Here is a 25,591-nt window from a genome sequence, read left to right as displayed (position 1 = left end):
TTGACAGCGATGTGAGGGATTTCCGTCAGGTGCATGACCTCGGTTACGCCTGCGTGACCTCGGTTACGGCTGCTGCGTAATCTCGGTGACGCCTGCGTGACCTGCGTTACGCTGCGGGAGGCCAATGCTAACCATGCAGGCAAGCCATGCCGGAGGCGCCACGCGCGGGCGCCGCAATTGTCATCACGGCGTCATCGGCACCCTGAATCCTCGCCGAAAATTTTGGAGTGTCTGAGATGGACGCGCGCACCCCTCATCCTGACGATATCGAGCACGCCACGCCCGGCTGGCGTCCCGAGGGATGCGATCGCGTCGCCCTGGTCCTGCAGGGCGGCGGCGCGCTCGGGGCCTATCAGGCCGGCGTCTACCAGGCGCTGCATGAATCCAACATCGAGCCCGACTGGGTCTGCGGCGTCTCGATCGGCGCGATCAACTCGGCGATCATCGCCGGCAATCCGCCTTCGAGGCGGCTGGAGCGGCTGCACACCTTCTGGGATCGCATCACCAGCCGCAAGATCTGGCACTACACGCCGGACGGCGACATCTTCCGCAAGGCGCGCAACTTCACCAGCTCATGGCTGACGACGACGCTGGGGCAGCCCGGCTTCTTCACCCCGCATCAGACCAATCCGTGGCTCAGCCCGGCCGGCGCGCGCACCGCCACCAGCTATTACGACACCACGCCGCTGCGTGAGTCACTGTTGGAGCTGGTCGATTTCGACCGGATCAATTCCAAGAAGATGCGCTTCGCGGTCGGCGCCGTGAACGTGCTCTCCGGCAACTTCATCTATTTCGACAATGCCCATGACGAGATCATCCCCGAGCACATCATGGCGAGCGGCGCGCTGCCGCCGGCGCTGCCGATGGTGAAGGTCGGCACCGATCATTTCTGGGACGGCGGCATCGTTTCCAACACGCCGCTGCAGCATCTGCTCGACCAGGAAGACAACATGAATTCGCTGGTGTTCCAGGTCGACCTGTTCTCGGCGCGCGGCGCGCTGCCGCGCGACATCCAGGACGTGATGGCCCGGCACAAGGACATCATGTATTCGTCGCGCACCCGCTACAACACCGACGTCTATCGCAAGACCTACAATCTGCGCACCGCCCTGCACAATGCGCTCGGGAAGATCCCCGACGATCATCTGTCGGAAGAGGAGCGCCAGCTCAAGAAGGCGAACAGCCGGCTGCCGGGGATCACGCTGCTGCAGCTGATCTACCAGCAGAAAGCCTATGAGGGCGACGCCAAGGACCACGAATTCTCCGGCACCTCGATGCGCGAGCACTGGGCGAGCGGCCACGAGGACACCAAGCGCTCGCTGAAGCGCCGCGACTGGATCAAGATGCCCGAGAACGGCATGGGCATCGTGATCCACGACGTGCATCGGGAAGCGGAATAGCGGCGCGCCGTCCATCCTCCGTCATTGCGAGAAGCGAAGCGACGAAGCAATCCATCCGTCAACGCGTGTCGACGAATGGATTGCTTCGCTGCGCTCGCAATGACGATTGGGAAATCGGCCTACGGCCGCGTCGACATGTTGCGCGGCGGCCCGGCGGTGCGGATCGGCTCCGCGAGGCGCGCGAACTCGCAGAGCAGCGAGCGCGTCCTGCGCGGGTCGATCACCTCCTCGACCCAGAACTTCTCGGCCGAGCGGAACGGCGAGCGCAGCTTGTTGAGGCGGTCCTCGATCTCGCGCAGCTTGGCGGCGGGATCGGCGGCCGCGTCGATCTCGGCGCGATAGGCCGCCTCGATGCCGCCCTCGAGCGGCAGCGAGCCCCAATAGGCCGACGGCCAGGCGTAGCGCATCGAGAAGCGGTTGGCCGGCTGATGCACCACGCCGGCGACGCCGAAGGCGTTGCGGATGATGATCGTGCACCAGGGCACCGTGCTCTGGTTGACGGCCGCCATCGCCCGCACGCCGTGGCGGATGGTCGCCGATTTCTCGGCCTCGAGCCCGATCATGAAGCCCGGGCAGTCCATCAGGTAGACCACCGGCAGATGGAAGGTCTCGGCGAAGTCGACCCAGCGCACCACCTTCTGGCAGGCATCCGCGGTCCACGAGCCGCCATAATGGAAGGGATCGCTGGCGAGCAGCAGCACCGCCCGGCCCTCGATCCGCGCAAGGCCCGTGATGACCGGCCGGCCGAAATTGGCGGCGACCTCGAAGAACGAGCCCTTGTCGACGACGGCCTCGATGATCGGCCGCATCTTGTAGACCTGCCGGCGATTGCGCGGCACCGCCTTCAGAAGCGATTCTTCGGCGCGTTCGGGATCGTCGGTGCAGGGAATGGTCGGCGGCACATCGTAGACCGACGACGGCAGATAGGACAGGAAACGCCGCGCATAGTCGAACGCCTCTTCTTCCGTCTCGACGGCCTGGTCGATCGCCCCGGCGCGGGTCTGGATGTCGGCGCCGCCGAGCTCCTGCTTGGTCAGATCCTGACCAAGCCGCTTCACCACCGGCGGACCGGCGACGAACATCGCCGAGCTCTTGGTCATGACAGAGTAGTGCGTGGCCGCGAGCCGCGCGGCGCCCAGGCCCGCGACCGAGCCGAGCCCGAGCCCGACCACCGGCACCCGCGCCAAGTTGGCGGTCGTGTACCAGTACCAGCGCGTGCCGCCGACGCCGCCGGGCAGATTGGCCGCGCCCTTGGTCTCGATCGTCTTCACCGAGCCGCCGCCGCCGGAGCCTTCGATCACCCGGATGATCGGCAGTCGGAAGTCGTGCGCCATCTCCTCCGCCATCAACGGCTTGGCGGAGATCGATGCATCCGCCGAGCCGCCGCGCACGGTGAAATCGTCGCCGACCACGACCACGGTGCGGCCGTCGACCCTGGCGCGGCCGAACACGCAGTTCGCCGGCGTCAGTTGCTTGAGTTCGTTGTTCTCGTCGTATTCGGCGATGCCGGAGATGGCACCGATCTCGTGAAAGCTGTTCCGGTCGATCAGCTTGTCGATGCGCTCACGAACCGTGAGCCGGCCCTGGTCGCGTTGCCGCTTGACCTTGTCAACGCCTCCCATCTCCCGCGCGAACGCTTCGCGCCGGGCGAGGTCGTCGAGTTCCGGCTTCCAGTTCATTCACTGCTCCCGTCTTGATGATTTTATTGTTGTTATGGCTGGCCACCGGAAGCGACTTGCGCTCGATCCGGTTGCTGAAGATGTCGCCGTCGGCGCCTTCGAGCAGGCTGCCGAGCGCGGCGGCGAGCTCGACCATCTGCGGCGCGACCTCGCGGTGCAGCCGCGCCTCGTCATACATCGCCGAGAGCAGGCCGATCGTGGTGACCACATAGGTCTGGTACTGCGGCGACCACAGCGGCACTGCGACGCCGTTGATGTGCGGGCTCCACAGGCCGCAGGCGACGACGTAGCCATGCTCCTGCAAATGACGGCGGTTGGCGGCGATGCGCGGCGTCAGCATCTTGGCGCTCTCGGGCAATTCGCCTTCCATCTCCGCGATCAGCGCGTCGCCGATCGCGGGATCGAGCGCTGCGGTATAGGCATGGCCGGCGGCGGTGGTCGCCATCGAAATCCGGCTGCCGGTGGCTTCATGCAGGCCGAGCGCGTTCGCCGCGCGGGCGAACTCCAGATAGACCAGATGAAAGCGGTCGGGGATCACGAAGCCCACGGTGCCGGGCAATTGATCGGCGACATCCTGCAGGCGCAGCCGGATCAGATTGCGCAGCTGCAAGCCCTTCATCATCGTGGTGCTCATCGCGACCGCGCTCGGGCCGATCCGGTATTTCTGGTCGCGCGGCAGATAGACCAGCTGTCCCATCCGCGTCAGCGTGTGCGTCAATCGCGACACCGTCGAACGCGGCAGGCCGCAGCGGTTCGAGATTTCGAGATTGCCGAGCCGGGCTTCGTGTCCTTCGAAGCACCGCAACACATCGAAGGCGCGCGACACCACCTGGATGACATCGTCATCGCCAGTCTCGCTGGCGAGCATTCCCTGCCTGCTAAGCCGTTCCGAGCGCCGTCCCATTTGCTTGGCTCCATTCCGTCATGCGGAATAAAATTCCACTTGCAGAACAAGCTACCTCAGGCAATCTGCCGCCACAACAAAAAGCCGTTCGCCGGATGAAATTTCCGCAAGACGGTATCGGAGACTGGAATGCCAGAGATCAAGGTCGTGACCGAAGTAGCCGGGCGTGTTTGCGCGCTTCCCGTCGAGGCCGGCAACAGCATCGGCGATGGCGACGAGATCGCGTTCGTCGAAGCGATGAAGATGGAGATACCGGTCACATCGACCGCAGCAGGCAAAATCAAGTCTATTCTGGTCAGGATCGACGATGTCATTGCCGAAGGCCAGGCTGTCGCGATCGTCGAGACCTGAGCGCTACCGGCACGCCACTCGGCGCGGACCAAATTCCCAGATGTCGTGTGATGGACGGCGGCTCCTTTGGGAGCGTCACGGCTCCGCATGCTATTTCGCTCTCGAAACATTCGCAGTTAGAAAGTTTCGCATGGCGATACATTTGCCGAGCAATCGCTCGTTTTGTGAACATCTGTTCGAAAACCGGCAGCTATCGGCTCGCGCCCGCTCGGCTCCATGCACGGCTGACGACGACGGGCGCTCAGTTGCGCGCGCCCAGATTGCGTTGCACAACAGGAGGCGATGAAACAATCGCCTCCTCCCGTCACCGCCAGCACCGTCAACTGGGCCCGCTCGCAGCCGCCGCTGCTGCGATTTCTGCACACTTGTTACGCAGACTTCCTCCCGGAGGGCGCCGGCGCGGTCGCCGACTACATCCCAGAACTCGGCAAGGCCGACCCTGCCCATTTCGGCATCAGCCTGGCGACGCTCGACGGCCATGTCTACGAGGTCGGCGACACCAGGGTGCCCTTCACCATCCAGTCGATGTCAAAGCCATTCGTGTTCGCCTTGGCGCTGGACACGCTGGGTGCCGAGCGGGTCGAGAGCGTGATCGGCGTCGAACCATCCGGCGATCCCTTCAACTCGATCCGGCTCAATGCCGACAACCACCCGTTCAACGCGATGGTCAATGCCGGCGCGATCGCCTGCTCCGGCCTGCTCCATGCCGACAAGCGCGATGGCGCATTCGACTATATCCGCGAGGCGCTCGGCCGCTTCGCCGGCCGCGAGCTCGATCTCGACGAGGCGGTCTACGCCTCCGAGAGCGCGACCGGCGACCGCAACCGGGCGATCGGCTATCTCCTGCGCACCAACAGCGTGATCACCGAGAGCGTGCCTGCGGTGCTCGACGTGTATTTCCGGCAATGCGCGATCCTCGTCACCGCGCGCGACACCGCCGTGATGGCGGCGACGCTGGCCAACCGCGGCATCAATCCGCTCACGGGCGAGCAAGTGGTGACGCCCTACGCGATCGCGCGCACGCTCTCGGTGATGACTTCGTCGGGCATGTACGACTTTGCCGGCGAGTGGATCTACCGGGTCGGCATCCCCGCCAAAAGCGGGGTCGGCGGCGGCATCCTGGCGGCGCTGCCGGCCCGGCTCGGGCTCGGCAGCTACTCGCCGAAGCTCGACAAGCACGGCAACAGCGTACGCGGCATCAAGGTGTGCGAGACGCTGTCGGCGCATTACGACCTGCATATGCTCAACCGCAGCGACGACGCCCGCCACAGCATCATCGCCGACTACAATATCGGCAAGAATCCGTCGCGCCGCCTGCGCCGGCCGCAGGAGCAGGAGATCCTGGCCAGGCATTTCCAGGAGGTCCGCGTCATCGAATTGGTCGGCACGCTGTCGCTGTCCAATGTCGACTATGTGTCGCGCCGCTTGGCCGGCAGCCCGCGACCGGAGTTCGTGATCTTCGACCTGCGCCGCGTCACCGCGACGACCCGCGCCGGCGCCCGGCTGGTCTCCGAGGCTTTCCAGGAGCTGGCCGAGCTCGGCGTCACCGTGATCCTGTCCGGCATCAAGCGGACCTCGCGCGAATGGGCCACGATCAGCGAGTGGACCAAGCGGCTCGGCAATATCAGGGATTTCTACCTGCTCGACACCGCGATCGAATGGGCGGAAGACCAGATCGTCTACCGCTATGGCGGCTCGATCGATTTCTTTGAGACGACCGAGCTGTCCGAGCAGCCGCTGCTCGCCGGATTGAGCGAGGCCGAGATCGCCGATCTTGCCGCGCGCTGCACGGTCAGGACCTACCAGCCGAATGAGAAGATCATCGCCTCGGGCAGCGAGGCGACCTCGCTGTTCTTCCTGCGCAGCGGCGTCGTCCACGTCACCCTGCCCGACGGCATCCGGCTGGCGACGCTGACCGCCGGCATGGCGTTCGGCGAGATGGCGCTGCTGGAGCCGAAACGTTCGGCGGACGTGCTCGCCGACATGTCGGCGACCGCCTACGAGGTCGCGATCACGGATTTCGAGCGCTTCCGCGAGCACCACCCGCGCGCCGGCGAGCGCATCATGCGCAACCTCGCGCAGATCCTCGCCGAGCGGCTGATCGTGGCGAATGCCAAGGTGGATCTGCTGACGTCGGGGTAGGTGTCTGTTTCCCCTCTCCCCGTTCTTGCGCCGTTCTTACGGGGAGAGGGGAAGGGTGAGGGGCGGCTTCCGCAGCAAAAACCTCAAGTCGAATTCGCGGGAGACTCCCCCTCACCCGGATCGCATTTCGCTTCGCTGCATGCGATCCGGCCTCTCCCCGCGCGCGGGGAGAGGCAAAGACGTCAGCTCACCACTTCCGTCACCGGCTGCATGTCGATCTCGAAGGTCTCGAGAAACTTCGAGGTCATGATGTAGAAGCCGACCGAGAGTTGCAGCTCGATCAGCGCGGCGGGCGTCAGCAGCGCCGCGATCGCCTTGAAGGTCGCGTCCGTCGGCTTCTTCAGCTTGACGATCTCGTCGGTGAAGGTGAGCGCCGCGCGCTGCACCTCGTTGAAGCAGGCAGCCTGCTGCCAGTTCTCCAGCGCGGCGTTCTGCTCGTCGGTGACGCCGACATTCTTGCCGATGCGCTTGTGCGCGACGATCTCGTAGGGCGCCTCGCAGAGGATGCCGGTGCGCGTGATCGCAAGCTCGCGCACGACCGGATCGAGCTCGCCCTTGTGGCGGATCGCACCGCCGAGCCGGCAGTACTGCTCGAAATAGCTCGGCGAATGCGCCATCATGCGGAAGATGTTGGCGTTGCGGTTCTTGTCGAGGATCTCGCGGGTGCGCGGGCTTGCCTTCGCGGGATCGGAGTAGTCGATACGGGCCATTTCCTAACCTTGATCTTGCTGTCGTTTCTGTCGGGTTCGAAACAGTATCTGCCGGCCGTCGCAGGAGCAACACGCCCGAGTCAAATTGCCGCCGCATTCAAAGACAACCCTGCCACAGTCGATATTCGCTGAGTGGGGACTCATCAAAGCGAATGCTCGACGCGGGGTGTTCCGAGTAGAAAATCTGGCCGTCTTGCGTGTCATCCACGCAACGATGAGTCACGCCCAAGTCTAGGGGAAACGCATGAAGGAAGCCACCAAGAGGGCGGCCTCGGAAGCGCTTGCGCAAATGCTGGCGGTGACGGCGATGCTCGTCATCGCCAGCTTTGTCTTTTATTGGCGCTAAGGCATGATCCGGAAAAGTGTGTAGCGGTTTTCCGAAAGATCATGCCCAAACATAGTATCCGCAACTCGAGGGGCACGAGTGATCTGGTTCAGCCTGATCTCGCGTACTGACCTGATCGTTCGGCCCCTCATTTTGCCTTTGCGAAATACGGAACCAGCCGTCCCGCAAATTGCGTGAAGCGCGCCGAAACCTTGTCGCCGATGGCGAGATCGCTGTCGCCATGGGCCATCATGCGAAAGCCCTCGTCGGCATCGACCAACACGATGTTGTAGGGCACATGCGCCCGCGTCTCGGGCGTCGCGGCGCGGCAGACCAGCGAGGTCGCATACACCGTCCCCGTCCCGCTCGCGCGATGCTCGGCGAGATCGGTCGAGCCGCACGCCGCGCAGAAGCCGCGGCGGAAATATTGCCGCGCGGCGCAGGCGTTGCAGGTCTGATACCCAATGGCTTCCGCGCCCTTGGTCCAGTCGGCGATCGGTCCGCTCATCGCACGCGCTCCAGGAACATGCTGACATGCGACGACAGCACGCCGCCGTCGCCGTGCAGCAGCGCGACCGAGGCGTCGCGCACCTGACGGTTCTCGGCGCGGCCGGTCATCTGCAGATGGGTCTCGACCAGATGCGCCATCGCGCCGCCGACGCCGCAATGGCCATAGCTGAGCAGGCCGCCATGGGTGTTGAGCGGCATCTCGCCGTCCCCGTTGAAATATCCGGCGCGCACCCGCGCCGCCGCCTCCCCCCGCCCGGCGAGGCCGAGATCTTCCAGCAGCATCGCGAGCGTGATCGTGAAGCTGTCGTAGACCGCGGCGTAACGCACGTCCGAGATCGCGATGCCCGACGCCTGCTTGGCCTTGGCGATCGAAATCTCGGCGCCGAGCTCGCTCAACGCGGGCGCGGCCGTGACATGCTGATGGGTATGCGCCTGGGCGCAGCCGCGGATGCGAACACGTTGGTCACCGGTCGGCTCCCGGCTGATCACGCATGCCGCACCGCCGTCTGACACCGGGCAGCAGTCGAGCAGTTTCAGCGGCATCGCCACCGGCTTCGAGGCCATCACGTCGGCGACCGTGATCGGCTCGTGGAATTGGGCGCCGGGATGCGTCACCGCGTGCTTGCGCATCAGCACGGCAAACTCCGCAAGGTCCTCCTGCGTCACGCCGTATTCATGCATATAGCGCGTCGCGACCAGGCCGTAATAGGCCGGGATCGTCGGCCCCAGCGTCACCTCGTAGTCGGGATGCCCGACCTGGGCCAGCGCCTGGATCGAGGCGTCGCGGCTCTGCCCGGTCAACCGGTTCTCGCCACCGACCACCAGCACGTGCTTTGCCACACCGGCATCGACCAGATGATGCGCAAGCATCGTCATCGCAAGCCCAGTGGCGCCGCCGACCTGCACGGCGTGGGCGTAGGACGGCCGAATGCCGAAGTGCTCGGCGAACACGGTCGCCAGCATGATGTGCGGCGAGACCGTGGAGTAGCCGCACAGGATGCCGTCGATGTCGGCGCGCTTCAGCCCGGCATCCGAGATCGCAAGCTCGGCCGCCTTGCTCATCAGGTCGAGCGAGGACAGGCCCTCATGCTTGCCGTAGGATGTGAGACCGACGCCGGTGACGAAGCTCATAGTGCTACTCCCTCCCCTCGTCATTCCGGGGCGCGCGGAGCGCGAGCCCGGAATCCATTTCGCCGCACTGTATGTCGCCCGATGGATTCCGGGCTCGCGCCAAGCGGCGCGCCCCGGAATGACAAGTGCAGAGACCCGTCGCTCATCATCAATACGACTTCGGAAGGCCAAGCACCTTCTCGCCGATGAAGCTGAGGATGAGTTGCGGGCTGATCGGGGCGATGCGCGGGATCAGCGATTCCCGCAAATAGCGCTCGACGTGATATTCCTTGGCGTAGCCGAAGCCGCCATGGGTCATCACCGCCTGCTCGCAGGCGTGGAAGCCGGCTTCCGCCGCAAGATATTTGGCCGCGTTTGCGGCCGGTCCGCACGGCAGGTTCTGGTCGTACTGCCAGCCGGCGCGCAGCACCATCAGCCAGGCGGCCTCGAGCTCCATCCAGCACTTCGCCAGCGGATGCTGGATCGCCTGGTTCATGCCGATCGGACGGTTGAACACGATGCGCCCCTTGGCATAGTCCGACGCCCGCTTCAGCGCGATCTGACCGAGCCCGACGGCTTCCGCCGCGATCAGGATACGCTCCGGGTTCATGCCGTGCAGGATGTATTCGAAGCCGCGCCCCTCCTCGCCGATCCGGTCCTCGACCGGAATTTCAAAATTCTCGAAGAACAGCTCGTTGGAGTCGACCGGCTTGCGGCCCATCTTCTCGATCTCATGCACGGTGACGCGCTTGCGGTCGAAATCGGTGTAGAACAGGCTCAAGCCGTGGGTCGGGCTGCGCACCTCCTCGAGCGGCGTGGTGCGCGCCAGCAGCAGGATCTTGTTGGCGACCTGCGCGGTCGAGATCCACACCTTCTGGCCGTTGACGATGTATTTGTCGCCCTGGCGCACCGCGCGGGTCTTGAGCTGCGTGGTGTTGAGGCCGGTGTTGGGCTCGGTGACCGCGAAGCAGGATTTGTCGCGGCCGTCGATGATCGGCGGCAGCATGCGCTGGCACTGCTCCTTGGTGCCGAACACCACCACCGGATTGAGCCCGAACACGTTCATGTGCACGGCGGAGGCGCCGGACATGCCGGCGCCGGATTCGGAGATCGTGCGCATCATGATCGCGGCATCGGTGATGCCTAAGCCTGAGCCGCCATATTCCTCCGGGATGCAGATGCCGAGCCAGCCGGCATCGGCCAGCGCGCGGTGGAAATCGACGGGATAGCCGCCCTCCTTGTCCTTCTTCAGCCAGTAGGCTTCGTCGAAGCGCGAGCAGATTTTTGCCACCGCGTCGCGGATCGATTCCTGGTTGGCGGAGAGTGCGAAATCCATCTGTCGTCTCCTATGCCTGCACCGCTTTGGCGACACCGTCGCGCAGCATCGCCGCGATCTCCTCGGTCGAGAAACCGGCCTCGCGCAAGATCGCTTCACTGTGCTCGCCGAGCCGCGGCGCCAGCCGGCTCGGCTCGACCCTGGTCTCCGACCAGCGTGCCGACGGCGTCATGCTGCGGATCCGCCCTTCGGTCGGGTGATCGACCACGGGGAAGACGCCGGTCGCGACCATATGCGGATCCTGCAACAGGCTCTCGAGATCGTGCATCGGCATCACGGGCACATCGGCCTTCTCGAGGATCTCGTTCCACTCGGCGGTCGTCTTGGTGAGCAGGATACGCGCGAGCTCGGCATAGACGACATCGATGTTGGTGGCACGGCCGGCGAAGGTCGCGAATTTCGGATCGCTGCGCAGATCGTCCCGCCCGGTCGCCTTGAAGAAGTTCTCCCACTGCTTGTCGTTGTAGACGATCACGCAGATGTAGCCGTCCTGGGTCTTGTACGGCCGCCGATCCGGCGAGAGGTGACGCGCATAGCCGCCCTTGTCGAGCGGCGGATCGTAGGTCAGCCCGCCCATGTGGTCGCCCATGACGAAACCCGCCATGGTCTCGAACATCGGGATGTCGACGCGCTGGCCCTGCCCGGTGCGGTCGCGATGCACCAGGCTCGCGCAGATCGCGCCGACCGCGGTGAGGCCGACGATGCGATCGACCAGCGCATTCGGCACGTAGCGCGGCACGCCGTCCGAGGTCTGCGCCATCAGCGCCGGCAATGCGGTGGCGCCCTGGATCAGATCGTCATAGGCGGGCTTGGCGGCATACGGTCCTTCCTGGCCGAAGCCGAACACGCCGGCATAGATCAGCCGCGGATTGATCTTGGCGACGACGTCGTAGCCGAGTTGCAGCCGCGCCATCGCCTGCGGGCGCACATTGTAGACCAGCACATCGGCCTTCGCGATCAGCCGCAGCACGGCCTCGCGCCCGGCCGGCTTCTTCAGGTCGAGGCAGATCGAGCGCTTGCTGCGGTTGGTGTTGAGGAACACCGGTCCCATGCCGGGATGCCGGGTCGGACCGATCTGCCGCGTCACGTCGCCATCGGGCGATTCCACCTTGATGACGTCGGCGCCGTAATCACCGAGCATCTGCGTGGCGTAGGGTCCCATCAGCACGGTCGTCATGTCGACGACCTTGATACCCTGCAATGGTCCCATCGTGCTGCTCGCTCCCCGGCTGTTGTGGATTGAAGCCTAGTAACGGGAGGTTTTCTCGGAGATCAAGCTGCGCCGAGCGTATGGGCGTATGCGCGGTGGCGGCCGGCGGTTTCCGCGAAGCGGAACGCTGGCGTTCCATCAGAGCCAGTGGGGTGGGCCAAGCGGCTTGTCCACCGTAGCTCGAAAAGCGAAGGCGGAAGCGTGCCCCCCACCACGAGCACAGCGTAGATGGTGGGCACGGCGCAAGCGCCTTTGCCCACCCTACTGGCCATCACCGGCCACCCGTCATCACCTCGCGCGCCTTCAGGAGCTTTTCCAGTTCCGCATTCTGCTGCTCGAGCCGCTCGGCGATGCGCTCCTCGACCTCGGCGCCGGCTGCGCCCGCGGCCTGCTCGATCAGCTGCCTGATATTGTCCCGGAGGATCGCGATGCGATCGTTCACTTCCGACAGCGACAACGACGTCTCGATTCCCATGGTCCGTTCTCCCGGTGAGAAGCCGCTGCCAGCTTAGCGCGACGGGAGGCTGTGGCCTATCCTTTAACCGCCCCGGTGACCCCAATCCCTCCTGTGCATGGGGTTGTTTTCGATGTTTTCGATTCAACCCGGCCTGATTGCGTTTTAGCCCAAGCTTTTGGAGTCCACGCCTTTGGAGCTGATGCCCTTGGCCATCATCTCCCGCAGCGCGGTTTTCAGCACCTTGCCGTAGTTGTTCTTCGGCAGGGCATCGAGATAGACATAGCGCTTCGGCCGCTTGAAGCGGGCGATCGAGGCCAGACAATGCGCGTCGAGCCGGCCGTCGTCGGCCGTGGCGCCGTTCTCGAGCACGACGCAGGCGACGACGATCTCGCCCCATTCCGGATCCGGTACACCGATGGCCGAGACCTCGCTGACATCGGGATGGGTCAGCAGCGCTTCCTCGACCTCGCGCGGATAGATGTTGGTACCGCCTGAGATGATGACGTCCTTGGAGCGATCCGACAGCGTCAGGAAGCCATCGGCATCGAGCCGGCCGACATCGCCGGTGCGCAGCCAGCCGTCCTTCAGCGTCTCGGCATTGGCCTTCGGATTGTTCCAGTAGCCGAGCATCACGGTTGCGCCCTTGACCTCGATCTCGCCGGTCTCGCCTGCGGGCAACGGCCGGCCGTCCTTGCCGGTGATGCGCACGGTGACGACGCTCTGCGCCGTGCCGACCGATGCCAGCCGCTCCAGATAGCGCGGATGATCGCTCTGATGGTGCCAATCACGCGACAGCGCCGTGATGGTCATCGGCGACTCGCCCTGGCCGTAGATCTGCACGAAGCGCTGGCCCATCGTCGCCATCGCGTCCAGGATGTCGGCCGTGTACATCGGCCCGCCGCCATAGACGATGGTGCGCAGCCCCTCGCCGGTCTCGCCGCGCCGCTTCGCGGCATCGACCAGCCGGCGTACCATGGTGGGCGCGGCAAACATCACGACGTTGTCGAGTTGGCGGGCGAGATTGAGCACCTCGTCCGGATCGAAGCCGCCGGACTCCGGAACGACGTGGCGGCCGCCCATCCGGACATGCGGGAAATTGTAGAGGCCGGCGCCATGCGAGATCGGCGCGGCGTAGAGCGAAGCATCGTGCGGCGTCGCCGGATCGACATCGGCGAGATAGCACAGCGACATCGCAAGCAGATTACCGTGGCTGAGCATCACGCCCTTGGGACGGCCTGTGGTGCCTGAGGTGTAGAACAGCCAGGCAAGATCGTTGGTCTCGCGCGGCAGCGGCGCAGGCGCGCCCTCACCGCTCCGCATCATCTTGTAGGCGTCGCTGTCGACCGACAGCATGGTCATGCCGGCGGGGCAATCGTCCTTCGCTTCGGTCAGCGCGCCGATCGTGTCGTCGGAGACGAAGGCGAGCTTGGCGCCGCCATTGCCGCAGATCCAGGCCGCTTCGCGGCCGTGCAGCTTGGCGTTGATCGGGATCGCCGCGGCGCCGATCCACCAGATGCCGTAGAGGCATTCGAGGTATTGGGTGCAGTTCGTCGCAAACAGCGCGATGCGGTCGCCGGCAACGACGCCGTGATCGCGCGCCAGCGCCGCCCCGATCGAGGCGGCGCGGCGGGCGAAGGTTGCGTAGTCGGCGTCGAGGTCGAAGCCGGTCAGCAGCGCCGGCGCATCGGGACGCGCCCGCGCCGTCGCTGCCAGCCATTCGGCAATGTTCAAGCTACTGTTCAGACTACTTGGCCGGCTCGAGGATCGAGACGTAGTTGGCGACGGCGGCGCCGCCCATGTTGAAGATGCCGCCGATCTGCGGGTTCTTGAGCTGCATGCCCTCGGGCGCCTGGCCTGCGAGCTGCATCGCGCTCATCACGTGCATCGAGACACCGGTGGCGCCGATCGGATGGCCCTTGGCCTTGAGACCGCCGGATGGATTGACCGGCAGCTTGCCGTCCTTCTGGGTCCAGCCTTCCATGATCGCGCGCGCGCCCTGCCCCTTCGGCGTCAGGCCCATCGCCTCGTACTCGATCAGCTCGGCAACCGTGAAGCAGTCGTGGGTCTCGACAAAGGAGAGATCGGAGAGCTGCAGGCCGGCCTTCTGCAGCGCGCGCTGCCAGGCGACGGTGCAGCCTTCGAACTGCAGGATGTCGCGCTTCGACATCGGCAGGAAGTCCTGCGCATGCGCGGTGGCGCGGATGTTGACCGCCTTGCCCATGGATTTCGCGGTCTCCGCATCGGTCAGCACCAGCGCCGCGGCGCCATCCGACACCAGCGAGCAATCGGTGCGCTTCAGCGGACCCGCGACGAACGGGTTCTTCTCGCTCTCAGCGCGGCAGAACTCGAAGCCGAAATCCTTGCGCATCTGCGCATAGGGATTGGCGACGCCGTTCTTGTGGTTCTTGGCGGCGATCATCGCCAGCGCATCCGACTGGTCGCCGTATTTCTGGAAATAGGCCTGCGCGATCTTGCCGAACACGCCGGCAAAACCGCCCACCGTGTCGCCGTCCTCCGGCAGATACGACGCCTTCAAGAGGTTCTTGCCGATCTCCGGACCCGGCGTCCTGGTCATCTGCTCGACGCCGACCACCAGCACGATCTTCGCGGCACCCGCCTCGATGGCGCGGATGCCCTGATGCACGGCGGCCGATCCGGTGGCGCAGGCGTTCTCGACGCGGGTGGTCGGCTTGAAGCGCAGCGCCGGATTGGCCTGCAGCACCAGCGAGGCCGTGAAATCCTGCGGCGAGAAGCCGGCGTTGAAATGGCCGAGCATGATCTCGTCGACGTCGGATGCGGCAATGCCGGCATCGGCAAGCGCCTCATTGGCGACCTTGACGACGAGACCCTCGACGGTCTCCGCGTCGAACTTTCCGAATGGCGTGTGCGCCCAACCCACGATGCTGGCTGCTGTCATGGCCGTCTCTCCCTGTTCCTGTTCGGGAGTTATGTAGCGTATCTTCAGCTAGCTTTCAGCGTTTTCATCGCCTTGGCGCACATGGCGGTTATGCCTGCCCAGTTGCCGGCGCGGATATCGGCCGCCGGGCAGAGCCAGGAGCCGCCGACTGCGAGCACATTCGGCTCCGCAAGCCAGGTCGCCGCATTGGCCTCGCCGATCCCGCCGGTCGGGCAGACCCTGACGTTGGGGAATGGACCGGCCAGCGCCCGCAGTGCCTTGATACCGCCGGCCTGTTCGGCGGGGAAGAATTTGACGACGTCGAAGCCGTGCGCCAGCGCCTGCATCAGCTCGGAGGCCGTCGCGATTCCCGGCGCGAAGGGCAGCTTGCTGGCGGCGACCGCCTTCAAAAGTTCGGGCGTTGCGCCCGGGCTGATGCCGAATTTGGCGCCGAGCGCCTCGGCGCGCGCCAGATCGTCGGCATTGAGGATGGTGCCGATGCCAACCACCGCACCGGGCACCTCGGCGATGATCGCCTTGGCCGCATCGACCGCGACCGCCGTCCGCAGCGTCACCTCGAGCGTCCGCACGCCGCCCGCGACCAATGCTTTGCCGAGCGGCACCGCATCCTCGAGTCGCTCGATGGTCAGCACCGGGATCACAGTGGCCTGGCGGATCAGCTCGGCGATCTGCTCCTGCTTCGATGTGGTCGTCATTGCGAGGCCTTGCGGGATGGTGGGGGGCGGGGCGCCTTCTTCGGCGGCATGGCGTAACGCGGAATGATGGCGCCGGGATAGCACACCACGACACCGGCGAGGCGATGGCCGGCGCGCGCCGCCTCCTCGGGCTCGACGCCACCGAGCCGCGCGGCGAGATAGGCCGCGGCAAAACTGTCGCCGGCCGCCGTGGTATCGACCACCGGCTTGATCAGCGGCTCGGCCTTCACCTCGCGCGTTCCGCCGGCGGAGCGCACGATGCAGGCAGGCTCGACAAGCTTCAGCACCACCTCGGGGCTCGAGATGCCGGCGAGCAGCGCGGTGTTGTCCTCGTCGGGATAGAGCGGCGCCAGATCTTCGGTGGAGGCGAGCACGATATCGGCCGCCTCGAATGCGCTGCTGAAGACCTTTCGTGCGATCGCGAGGTCCGGCCAACCGCGGGCGCGAAAATTGGTGTCGAACGCGAAGCGCGTGCCGAGCAACCGCGCACGCTTCAGCGCTGTTATCAACCGCTCCCGCCCCTCCTCGCGCAGGATCGAGAGCGTGATCGCCGACAGATAGACGAGGTCGTATGTCGCGAGCGAGTTCAGGAGATCCTCCGTCTCGGGCAGGTCCATCAGCTCGCGCGCGGCGGCGCTGTCGCGCCAGTGGAAGAAGCGCCGCTCGCCCTTGTCGTCGGTCTGGATCATGTAGAGGCCGGGCAGCTTGCCCGCCAATCGCGCGACATGCTTGGTGCCGATGCCTTCCGCCGCCCAGCCGGCGATCATCTCATCGCTGAGCGCATCGTCGCCGAGCGCCGTGATGTAGTCGATGTGGACGCCGAGCCGGGACAGGTAGACCGCGGTGTTGAGCGTGTCGCCGCCATAGGAGCGCGAATACAGCCCGCCGAGCTGCCCACCCGGCGCCGCGCGCAGCTCGATCATGCATTCGCCGATGCTGGCAACCCTCGTCATGGCAAGGCCCGCGCGCCTGAGCGAGCTAGGCGGCGAACTTGCCGCCGAGCTCGTCCTCGATGTGGATGCGGATGATGTCGTCGAATGTCTTCTCGGCAGTGGTGAAGCCGAGCTGCAGCGCGCGCTCGGTGGCGAAATCGCGCGGCCAGCCGGAGACGATGCCGATGATGGTCGGATCTGGCACCCGCTTGATCCGCGCGGTGACGTTCTTGCCGGCGACGCGCTCCAGCGCGGCGATCTGCTCGCCGACGGTAACGGACATCCCGGGCATGCTGAGATTGCGCCGGGGGCCCATCGCGTTGAGATCCATGGTACCGGCATGGATCAGGAAGCCGACCGCCGATTTCGGCGAGGCGTGCCAGTGCCGCACGTCCTCGGAGACCGGCAACACCGCCTCCTCGCCCGCCAATGGCTCGCGGATGATGTTGGAGAAGAAGCCGGACGCCGCCTTGTTCGGCTTGCCCGGACGCACGCAAATGGTCGGCAGGCGGATCGAGATCCCGTCGAGCAGGCCCTTGCGGGTGTAGTCGTTGATCAGCAGCTCGCAGATCGACTTCTGGGTGCCGTAGCTGGTCAGCGGGGTGTGGAAGAACTCGTCGCCGATCTTCTCCGGGAACGGTGCGCCGAACACCGCGATCGAGGAGGTGAACACCAGCCGCGGCTTGTAGCCGCCGCCGACGGCGCGGATCGCCTCGATCAGATAACGGGTGCCGTCGAGATTGATCCGGTAGCCCTTGTCGAACTCGGCCTCCGCCTCACCCGACACGATCGCGGCGAGGTGGAAGATCACGTCTGGGCGCTCGGCGATCAGCGGCGCCGCGGCGCCGGCATCGGCGAAATCGGACGCGATGACATTGACCGGGATCGCGGCATTCGCGGGCTTCTGCGGCGCGACCACGTCCTGCAGGGTCATCTTGCTGATGTCCTGCCTGCCGAGACGGCCCTCACGCAGCAACCGTTCGGTCAGCTTGCGGCCGACCATGCCGGCGGCGCCCAGAATCAGAATGTGCACGACCCTGCTCTCCTTTTCTTGTGTTGTTGTCTTGGCTTGTTGTTCGAATTCAGCTGCGGGCCTTGCGCGTCATTCCTTCACGGCACCCGTCATCGCCGAGACATAGTGCTCAACGAAGAAGGCGTAAAGAATAACCAGCGGCAGCGAGCCGCATAGCGCCCCTGCCATCAGGGAACCCCAGCGATAGATGTCGCCGTCGACGAATTCGTTGACGATGGCGACCGGCACCGTCTTGTTCGGGGTCGATTGCAGGAACGTCAGCGCGTAGATGAACTCGTTCCAGCACAGCGTAAAGCAGAAGATGAAGGCCGAGATCAGGCCGGGAACGGCGAGCGGCAGCACGATCTTGATCAGGATCTGCCAGCGGCTGGCACCGTCGATCAGCGCGCATTCCTCGAGCTCGAACGGGATGGTCTTGAAATAGCCCATCAGAAGCCAGGTCGAGAACGGGATCAGGATGGTCGGATAGGTCAGGATCAGCGCCAACGGCGAGTCGAACAGGCCGTACTGGAACACGACGGTCGCCAGCGGAATGAACAGGATCGACGGCGGCACCAGATAGGCCAGGAAGATGAGCCCGCCGACGAGATTGGCACCCTTGTAGCGCAGTCGCACGATGGCATAGGCCGCCAGCACGCTCGCGATGATCGACAGCACGGTGGCGCCGACCGCGACATACATCGTGTTCCAGAGCCAGTGCGGATAGTAGCTCTCGAACAGCAGCTTGTGGATGTGCTTGAAGGTCGGATTCCAGATCCAGAACGGATTGTATTTGTCGAGGTCGAGCAGCTGGTCGTCCGGCTTGATCGCCGTCAGTCCCATCCAATAGAACGGGAACAGCAGGATGATGACGATGATCGACAGCGGAATGTACAGCGTCACGATCCGCCGCGGCACCGACTGCAAATAGCTCATGCCCTCGCTGTTGTCGGCGCGCGCCGGCGTCGACAGGATGGACTTGAGGTCGACCTTCTGGGCAGGAAGATCAGTCATTGCTCTCTCCCTGCTGCCACTTCCGGCGCTGCAAGCCGAACCAGGACACCATGATCGCGGCGAGCAGGAACGGGATCATCGCGCTCGAGATCGCGGCGCCCTCGCCCAATTGCCCGGCGATGATCGCGCGCTGATAGGACAGTGTCGCCATCAGATGGGTGGCATTGACCGGGCCGCCGCGGGTCATCGCCCAGATCAGCTGGAAATCGGTGAAGGTGAACAGCACCGAGAACGTCATCACGACCGCGATGATCGGCGTCAGCAACGGATAGGTGATGAAACGGAACATCTGCCAGCGCGAGGCGCCGTCCAGCGTCGCGGCTTCATAGAGCGAAGGCTGCACGGTTTGCAGGCCGGCCAGCAGCGTGATCGCGACAAACGGCACGCCGCGCCAGATATTGGCGAAGATCACGCAGATCCGGGCCCAGGTGGTGTCACCGAGGAAGTTGATGTTCTGGGTGATCAGGCCGAGGTGCTTGAGCGACCAGGAGATGATCGAGAACTGGGAATCGAAGATCCACCAGAACGCCAGCGCCGACAGCACGGTCGGCACGATGAAGGGGATCAGCACCGCGGCGCGCAGCAGCGCCTTGAACGGCATGCGCTCGTTGAGCAGCAGCGCGAGATAGAGCCCGACCGCGAATTTGATGGCGCTGGCGATGGAGGTGTAGAGCAGCGTGTTGAACACCGACAGCCAGAAGATCGAATCGTCCCACAGCCACTCATAGTTTTCGGTGCCGATGAAATGACCGACCCGGCCGATGCGGGTGTCGGTGAAGGACAGCCAGACCCCGAGGCCCAGCGGATAGGCCAGGAAGAAGATCAGGAACGCCATCGCCGGCAGCATGAACCAGAAGCCGAGCCAGTTCTTGTTGTGGCGGAGCTGGTCCCAGGCGGACGCTTCGCGGATTTCGGTCTTCGCACGTCGCGGCGCGAGCGCAATGTCAGCCATGGGCGATGTCCCGATTGCTCAACGGATTGAGCATGACCACGCAAACTTCCAATGATGCATTCCAATGATGGTGCGGACGGCGGTCCTCTGCCGCCCGCACCGATCACATCAGCGATAGATGCGCTTCAGCTGCCGCTCGGCTTCGGCCATCGCGGTCTTGCCGTCCTTGGCGCCGGTGCAGTAGTTCGCGAACATGTCGACCACGATGAAGTCGGCGATCGCGGTCGCGGCCTTCTCGCCGGGCGTGCCGATGCCGGACGCCGGCAGCGCGCGCTTGGAGGCCTGGCCGAACACCGCATTCTTCGGGTCGGCGGTCCACACCGGAGCCGAGTCGTAGGCGTTGAGCGTGTGGGTCAGATAGCCCCGCGCGCCCGACAGCCACTTCTCGAAGTTCTCCTTCTCCAGCATAAAGGCGATGAACGCCTTCGCCGCATTCGGATATTTGCAGAAGTTGAAGGCGAGGATCGGAACCGCAAGCTGCAATTCGGTCGGCTTGCCGATCGGGCCGACCGGCCACAGCGCGTGGTCGATATCGTCGGCGAGCTCCTTCTTGCTCGGATCGTCCTTGGCCGCGACGTAGATCGAGATGCCGTTCGAGGTCAGGTACAGTTCGCCGGACAGGAACGCCTTGTTGTTGGAGGAGTCGTTCCAGGACGCGACACCGGGAATGAAGGTCTCCGACAACGCCTTGGCGTATTCCAGCGCCTTCATCGTCTCCGGCGAGTTGATGATGACCTTGTCGTCCTTGTCGACGGTCCAGGCATTGAAGCCCCACAGGATGTTGTGCACCCAGGCGTTGGCGTCGCCGGTGGCATGGCCGAGCGCGAAGCCGGCCGGCGTATTGTTCGCCTTCAGTGCCTTGCACAGTTCGAGATAGGCGGGGAAGTCGGCCGGCACCTGCTTGAAGCCCGCCTTCTCGACCGCCGATTTGCGATAGGTCAGATAGCCGCCGATGGTCGCGACGGGAATGCCGAGCCAGTCATTGCCCTGCTTGCAGGTCTTGGCCGCGGCCTCGGTCCAGCCGCCGTATTTGTTGCCGAGATAGTCGGCAACGTCGTTCATCTTGAGGACCTTGGTCGGGAACAGCTGCGGGAGCGTGTGCAGGCCCCAGGCGAGGTCGAGACCCGAGCCGGTGTTGGCGGCAACCGAGGCCTTCGGCTGCACGTCCTCAAAGGACTCGCTGAACACGTTCATCTCGGTGCCGGTGGCCGCCTTGAAGGCCACGACCATGGCGTTGAACGCATCGTCTTCCGCGGGCACGAATCGCTTCCAGCGCATCACGGTGAGCTTGGCGCCGGGCTCCGCCTTCCAGGGCGCGCTCTGTGCCCAGGCCTTGGCGAAGTCAAGCAGCGCCGGCCCGGTCAGCATCCCGGTTGCGGCCAGCGCGGTACCGCCCTGAAGTAGCGAGCGGCGAGTAAAATCGTGCATCGTCCTTCCTCCCAATGACTGTGTTTTTATTGTTTTTGATCTGGCCTGTTGGTCGGCCATTCGGATCAAATCAGTCCGTCAGCCGTTCAGTCGCTTCCCCGTCGAGTCGTCGAACAAATGGACCAGCGCCGGATCCGGCTTGAGCCGAACCTTGTCGCCGGGATTGAACAGATGGCGCTCGCGGAACACCGCGACGACCTGCTCGCCGCCGAGCTTGGCGAACACCTGGGTCTCCGAGCCGGTCGGCTCGACCACCACGATCTCGGCTTCGGCGCCGTCATCGGCGATGGTGAAATGCTCGGGCCGCACGCCATAGACCGCGGGCTTGCCGTCGGAATTGGCTGGCGCCGATTTCAGCGGCAGCTTGACGCCGTTCGGTCCCTCGAAATAGGCGGCGCCGTTCACCTTCACATTACCCTTGAGGAAGTTCATCGCGGGCGAGCCGATGAAACCGGCCACGAACTGGTTCGCTGGGGTGTCGTAGAGCTCGAGCGGCGAGCCCATCTGCTCGACGATGCCGTCATGCATCACGACGATCTTGTCGGCCATGGTCATGGCTTCGATCTGGTCGTGGGTGACGTAGACCGTCGTGGTCTTGAGCCGCTGGTGCAGCTCCTTGATCTCGGTGCGCATCGCAACGCGCAGCTTGGCGTCGAGGTTGGACAGCGGCTCGTCGAACAGGAACACCTGGGGATCGCGGACGATGGCGCGGCCCATCGCGACGCGCTGGCGCTGGCCGCCGGAGAGCTGGCGTGGATAGCGCTCCAGTAGCGGCGTCAGCGCCAGGATTTCCGCGGCGCGCTTGACGCCGGTCGCGATCTCCTCGGGCTTGGCGCCGCGCAGCTTGAGCGAGAAGCCCATATTGTCGGCGACCGTCATGTGCGGATAGAGCGCGTAGTTCTGGAACACCATCGCAATGTCGCGCTCTTTGGGCTGGACATTGTTGACGACGCGGTCGCCGATCGAGATCGTGCCTGAGGTGATGTTCTCAAGTCCCGCCAGCATGCGCAGCAGGGTCGACTTGCCGCAGCCGGAGGGGCCGACCAGGACGACGAATTCGCCGTCCTCGATCGGGATCGACACGCCGTGCAGGACCTCGAAATTGCCGAACGATTTCCGCACGTCGCGAATCTGGACCGACGACATCCACTTCCCTCCCTCAAGCTCCCGACGGCGTACGACGAGTGCCGCCACCGCTCTGTTCTGTGCCGGCCACGCTGGGTGCGCGGCTCTGCTGGACTGGCGTTATTGTCCGCAGTTTATCCGGTTTTGGCAATCGTTCGATTAGCAACCGCTTGGTAGCGCTGTCAATATCGGTTTGTCTGCGACCAACGTCGTGTTATGAGCGGCAAATGGCCCGAAAACGCATCACGCCAGGCAAGATCCGGCTCGCCGAAGTCGCGAAGCTCGCCGGTGTCAGTCCGATTACGGCCTCGCGCTTCTTCAGGAATCCGGAGGCGCTATCGGCCGGCAAGCGCGCCCGGGTCGAGAGTGCGGCAAAAGAACTCGGCTACGTGCCCAATCTCGCGGCACGCGCGCTTGCGTCGCAGCGTACCGAGGTGATCGGTGTCCTGATCCCGTCGCTGACCAACAACGTGTTCTCCGATGTGCTGCGCGGCATCTATGACGCGCTCGACGGCAGCCGCTACAGCATCCAGCTCGCCAACACCCGCTACAGCATCCTGCAGGAAGAACGCCTGCTGCGTCTTTTTCTGGCACAGAAGCCGGCCGGCCTGATCATCACCGGCATCAACCAGACTGCCGATTCCCGCAGCATCATGGAAACGGTCGATTGCCCGATCGTGCAGATCATGGAGCTCGGTCCCTCGCCGATCGACATGATGATCGGATTCTCGCATTTTGACGCGGCAAAAGCCGCCATCGGCCATCTGCTCGCCCAGGGCTATCGGCGGATCGGCTTCCTCGGCGCGCGGATGGATCCGCGGGTGCAGCGCCGACTCGACGGCTATCGCGCCGCGATGGCCGAGGCCGCGCTGTTCGATCCCCAGCTGATTGTGACAACGGCGATCCCGACCTCGGTGACATTGGGCGGGACGTTGTTTGCCGACCTGCTCGCCAAGGCCCCCGACATCGACGCGGTGTTCTGCGTCAATGACGACCTTGCGCTCGGCGCGCTGTTCGAATGCAAGCGCCGGCACATGGCAGTCCCCGAGCAGATCGCGATCGTCGGCTTCAACGATCTCGAATTCATGGCGTCGAGCGAGCCGACGCTGAGCAGCGTGCGCACCAATCGCTACGAAATGGGCAGAAACGCTGCCATGATGGTGCTCGAGACGCTCGAGGGGCGCCGTCCCACGGACCCCGTCGTCGATCTCGGCTTCAGTGTCATGGAACGGCAAAGCTCAGCGCGACGCAGCTGACATCCGCTCGACACCGGCCCGCCACAAGGGCGCAAAAAATGACAAAATGGTAGCGCAACCAAGTCCCTTCAACTAAGGTCCAATCCATCCAGCGAAACACCACTGCGTGATCGTCGAGGTTTGTAATGCGCGACGATTTGCGCAAGGTAGAACAGCGCTGAACCAGAGCCCTTCCATGGGCCCATCCAGAGTTTGCATTGCGGGAGAAACAAATGACAAAACCCCACACCAACGGGCACGGCGCCGCAGGCGAGACCACAAAGGGCAAGGGCCGCAGGCTCCGCTCCCAGGAATGGTTCGACAACCCGCACAATCCGGGCATGACCGCGCTCTATCTCGAGCGTTACCTCAATTACGGCCTGACCCGCGAGGAATTGCAGTCGGGCAAGCCGATCATCGGCATCGCCCAGACCGGCAATGATCTGTCGCCCTGCAACCGGCACCACCTTGAGCTCGCGCACCGCGTCCGCGAGGGCATCCGCGCCGCCGGCGGCATCGCGATGGAGTTTCCGACCCATCCGATCCAGGAAACCGGCAAGCGCCCGACTGCGGCGCTCGACCGCAACCTCGCCTATCTCGGCCTGGTCGAGATCTTGTTCGGCTATCCACTCGACGGCGTGGTGCTGACCACCGGCTGCGACAAGACCACGCCGGCCTGCATGATGGCGGCGGCAACCGTCAATCTGCCGGCGATCGTGCTGTCGGGCGGCCCGATGCTGAACGGCTGGCACGAGGGCCAACGCACCGGCTCCGGCACGGTGGTATGGAAGGCGCGCGAACGGCTCGCCGCGGGCGAGATCGACTATGAGCAGTTCATCGAGATCGTCGCCTCCTCGGCGCCCTCGGTCGGCCATTGCAACACGATGGGCACCGCCTCGACCATGAACTCGCTGGCCGAAGCGCTCGGCTTCTCGCTGCCGGGCTGCGCGGCGATCCCGGCGCCCTATCGCGAGCGCGGCCAGATCGCCTACGAGACCGGAAAACGCATCGTCGACATGGTCTGGGAAGACCTCAAGCCGTCGGACTTCCTGACCCGCGAGGCGTTCGAGAACTGCATCGTGGTCAATTCCGCGATCGGCGGCTCGACCAACGCGCCGATCCACATCAACGCGCTGGCGCGCCATGTCGGCGTCGAGTTGTCGATCGACGACTGGCAGAAATACGGTCATGACGTGCCGCTGCTGGTGAACATGCAGCCGGCCGGCTTCTATCTCGGCGAGGAATATCACCGCGCCGGGGGAGTGCCCTCGGTGGTGCGCGAGCTGATCAAGCACAAACGCATCCACGAGGGGGCGCTGACCGTCAACGGCCGCACCATGGGCGAGAACTGCAAGGACGCGCCGGCGCCCGACGGCGACGTGATCTGGGGCTACAACAAGCCGCTGGTGAAGGACGCCGGCTTCATCGTGCTGCGCGGCAATCTGTTCGATTCCGCGATCATGAAGACCAGCGTGATCTCGAAGGAATTCCGCGACCGCTATCTGTCCAACCCGAAGGACCTCAACGCCTTCGAGGGCCGCGCCATCGTGTTCGAGGGCCCGGAGGATTATCACGCCCGGATCGAGGATCCGGCGCTCGACATCGACGAGCATTGCATCCTGTTCATCCGCGGCACCGGCCCGATCGGCTATCCCGGCGGCGCCGAGGTGGTGAACATGCAGCCGCCGGCGGCGCTGATCAAACGCGGCATCCTGTCCCTGCCCTGCATTGGCGACGGTCGGCAGTCCGGCACGTCTGGTTCACCGTCGATCCTCAACGCCTCGCCGGAAGCGGCCGCCGACGGCGGGCTTGCGATCCTCAAGACCGGCGACAAGGTGCGCATCGACCTCAACAAGGGCAGCGCCAACATCATGATCTCGGAGGATGAGCTGCGAACCCGCCGCGCCGAGCTGAAGGCCAAGGGCGGCTTCCCGCACCCGGCCAACCAGACGCCGTGGCAGGAGCTCTACCGCCAGACCGTCGGCCAGCACGCCACCGGCGCCTGCCTCGAACTCGCGACGCGCTACCACGACATCGCCGGCAAGGTCGGCGTGGCGCGGGATAATCACTGACACTCTTCGTCATTGCGAGGAGCGCAGCGACAAAGCAATCCATAGCTCCGCAGCGGAGGAATGGATTGCTTCGCT

Annotated in this window: 21 protein-coding genes and 1 pseudogene; 5 read left to right on the top strand and 17 right to left on the bottom strand. The window is 64.8% G+C overall.

Annotated features, from left to right (window positions below; all coding sequences use genetic code 11):
* Positions 1–236: 236 nt before the first annotated feature.
* Positions 237–1,400, top strand: a complete 1,164-nt coding sequence (locus tag ACVMB0_RS23485) for a patatin-like phospholipase family protein (RefSeq protein ID WP_456798218.1) — start codon at positions 237–239, stop codon at positions 1,398–1,400.
* A 119-nt stretch (positions 1,401–1,519) separates the two neighbouring features.
* Here the strand turns inward: ACVMB0_RS23485 and ACVMB0_RS23480 are convergent, their stop codons facing one another.
* Positions 1,520–3,079, bottom strand: a complete 1,560-nt coding sequence (locus ACVMB0_RS23480; protein WP_461347822.1) for an acyl-CoA carboxylase subunit beta — start codon at positions 3,077–3,079, stop codon at positions 1,520–1,522.
* On the bottom strand, positions 3,009–3,983 hold the full coding sequence (locus ACVMB0_RS23475) for an IclR family transcriptional regulator (RefSeq protein ID WP_456755338.1): 975 nt from the start codon (positions 3,981–3,983) through the stop codon (positions 3,009–3,011). The genes ACVMB0_RS23480 and ACVMB0_RS23475 overlap by 71 nt, the downstream gene beginning before the upstream one ends.
* 129 nt (positions 3,984–4,112) lie before the next feature.
* Here ACVMB0_RS23475 and ACVMB0_RS23470 point away from each other — a divergent pair, with 129 nt between their 5' ends.
* Both ACVMB0_RS23470 and glsA read left to right on the top strand, forming a co-directional pair.
* Positions 4,113–4,334 carry an acyl-CoA carboxylase biotin carboxyl carrier protein subunit gene (locus ACVMB0_RS23470; protein WP_456755339.1) on the top strand — a complete coding sequence of 74 codons (222 nt, stop codon included), beginning with the start codon at positions 4,113–4,115 and terminating at the stop codon, positions 4,332–4,334.
* Positions 4,335–4,616: 282 nt separating this feature from the next.
* Entirely contained in the window at positions 4,617–6,476 is a 1,860-nt protein-coding gene (glsA, locus tag ACVMB0_RS23465) for a glutaminase A (RefSeq protein WP_461347821.1), read from the top strand.
* A gap of 182 nt (positions 6,477–6,658) precedes the next feature.
* On the opposite strand, the gene ACVMB0_RS23460 is transcribed toward glsA, so the two are convergent.
* The 15 genes from ACVMB0_RS23460 to ACVMB0_RS23390 all read right to left on the bottom strand — a co-directional run bounded on the left by ACVMB0_RS23460 (position 6,659) and on the right by ACVMB0_RS23390 (position 22,230).
* Positions 6,659–7,186 carry a carboxymuconolactone decarboxylase family protein gene (locus ACVMB0_RS23460; protein WP_456755341.1) on the bottom strand — a complete coding sequence of 176 codons (528 nt, stop codon included), beginning with the start codon at positions 7,184–7,186 and terminating at the stop codon, positions 6,659–6,661.
* Positions 7,187–7,659: 473 nt separating this feature from the next.
* Positions 7,660–8,019, bottom strand: coding sequence for a Zn-ribbon domain-containing OB-fold protein (locus tag ACVMB0_RS23455; RefSeq protein WP_456755342.1), 360 nt, complete (start codon positions 8,017–8,019; stop codon positions 7,660–7,662).
* Positions 8,016–9,152: a thiolase family protein gene (locus ACVMB0_RS23450; protein ID WP_456755343.1), complete on the bottom strand. Its 1,137-nt coding sequence runs from the start codon at positions 9,150–9,152 to the stop codon at positions 8,016–8,018. The genes ACVMB0_RS23455 and ACVMB0_RS23450 overlap by 4 nt, the downstream gene beginning before the upstream one ends.
* Positions 9,153–9,300: 148 nt before the next feature.
* Entirely contained in the window at positions 9,301–10,467 is a 1,167-nt protein-coding gene (locus tag ACVMB0_RS23445; RefSeq protein ID WP_456755344.1) for an acyl-CoA dehydrogenase family protein, read from the bottom strand.
* A 10-nt stretch (positions 10,468–10,477) separates the two neighbouring features.
* The gene (locus ACVMB0_RS23440) at positions 10,478–11,677 is read right to left on the bottom strand and encodes a CaiB/BaiF CoA transferase family protein (protein WP_456798221.1); all 1,200 of its coding nucleotides are present in this window, start codon (positions 11,675–11,677) and stop codon (positions 10,478–10,480) included.
* A 271-nt stretch (positions 11,678–11,948) separates the two neighbouring features.
* The gene (locus tag ACVMB0_RS23435) at positions 11,949–12,152 is read right to left on the bottom strand and encodes a hypothetical protein (RefSeq protein ID WP_050627002.1); all 204 of its coding nucleotides are present in this window, start codon (positions 12,150–12,152) and stop codon (positions 11,949–11,951) included.
* A 144-nt stretch (positions 12,153–12,296) separates the two neighbouring features.
* Positions 12,297–13,865: a class I adenylate-forming enzyme family protein gene (locus ACVMB0_RS23430; protein ID WP_456755346.1), complete on the bottom strand. Its 1,569-nt coding sequence runs from the start codon at positions 13,863–13,865 to the stop codon at positions 12,297–12,299.
* Positions 13,866–13,878: 13 nt separating this feature from the next.
* On the bottom strand, positions 13,879–15,051 hold the full coding sequence (locus tag ACVMB0_RS23425) for an acetyl-CoA acetyltransferase (RefSeq protein ID WP_456798223.1): 1,173 nt from the start codon (positions 15,049–15,051) through the stop codon (positions 13,879–13,881).
* Between the two features lie 44 nt (positions 15,052–15,095).
* On the bottom strand, positions 15,096–15,746 hold the full coding sequence (eda, locus tag ACVMB0_RS23420) for a bifunctional 4-hydroxy-2-oxoglutarate aldolase/2-dehydro-3-deoxy-phosphogluconate aldolase (RefSeq protein WP_456798224.1): 651 nt from the start codon (positions 15,744–15,746) through the stop codon (positions 15,096–15,098).
* Positions 15,743–16,699, bottom strand: a complete 957-nt coding sequence (locus ACVMB0_RS23415; RefSeq protein WP_456798225.1) for a sugar kinase — start codon at positions 16,697–16,699, stop codon at positions 15,743–15,745. The genes eda and ACVMB0_RS23415 overlap by 4 nt, the downstream gene beginning before the upstream one ends.
* Positions 16,700–16,724: 25 nt before the next feature.
* Positions 16,725–17,711, bottom strand: a complete 987-nt coding sequence (gene denD / locus ACVMB0_RS23410; RefSeq protein ID WP_456798226.1) for a D-erythronate dehydrogenase — start codon at positions 17,709–17,711, stop codon at positions 16,725–16,727.
* A 69-nt stretch (positions 17,712–17,780) separates the two neighbouring features.
* Positions 17,781–18,704: a carbohydrate ABC transporter permease gene (locus tag ACVMB0_RS23405; protein WP_456798227.1), complete on the bottom strand. Its 924-nt coding sequence runs from the start codon at positions 18,702–18,704 to the stop codon at positions 17,781–17,783.
* A complete protein-coding gene (locus ACVMB0_RS23400) occupies positions 18,697–19,656 on the bottom strand; it encodes a carbohydrate ABC transporter permease (RefSeq protein WP_212014648.1) in 960 nt (319 codons plus the stop codon). The genes ACVMB0_RS23405 and ACVMB0_RS23400 overlap by 8 nt, the downstream gene beginning before the upstream one ends.
* Positions 19,657–19,764: 108 nt before the next feature.
* On the bottom strand, positions 19,765–21,084 hold the full coding sequence (locus tag ACVMB0_RS23395) for an ABC transporter substrate-binding protein (RefSeq protein WP_456755353.1): 1,320 nt from the start codon (positions 21,082–21,084) through the stop codon (positions 19,765–19,767).
* Positions 21,085–21,162: 78 nt separating this feature from the next.
* Positions 21,163–22,230: an ABC transporter ATP-binding protein gene (locus ACVMB0_RS23390; protein ID WP_456755354.1), complete on the bottom strand. Its 1,068-nt coding sequence runs from the start codon at positions 22,228–22,230 to the stop codon at positions 21,163–21,165.
* A 206-nt stretch (positions 22,231–22,436) separates the two neighbouring features.
* On the opposite strand from ACVMB0_RS23390, the pseudogene gntR reads away from it, so the two are divergent.
* Together gntR and ACVMB0_RS23380 are read left to right on the top strand one after the other, a co-directional pair.
* Positions 22,437–23,541, top strand: a pseudogene (gene gntR, locus ACVMB0_RS23385) (HTH-type transcriptional regulator GntR).
* A 136-nt stretch (positions 23,542–23,677) separates the two neighbouring features.
* A complete protein-coding gene (locus ACVMB0_RS23380; RefSeq protein WP_461347820.1) occupies positions 23,678–25,516 on the top strand; it encodes an IlvD/Edd family dehydratase in 1,839 nt (612 codons plus the stop codon).
* Positions 25,517–25,591: the final 75 nt, after the last annotated feature.

The sequence above is a fragment of the Bradyrhizobium sp. USDA 4451 genome (genome assembly GCF_054822585.1).
The sequence above is the reverse complement of the archived record's forward strand: the minus strand, read 5'-3'. Positions and strand labels throughout refer to the sequence as shown.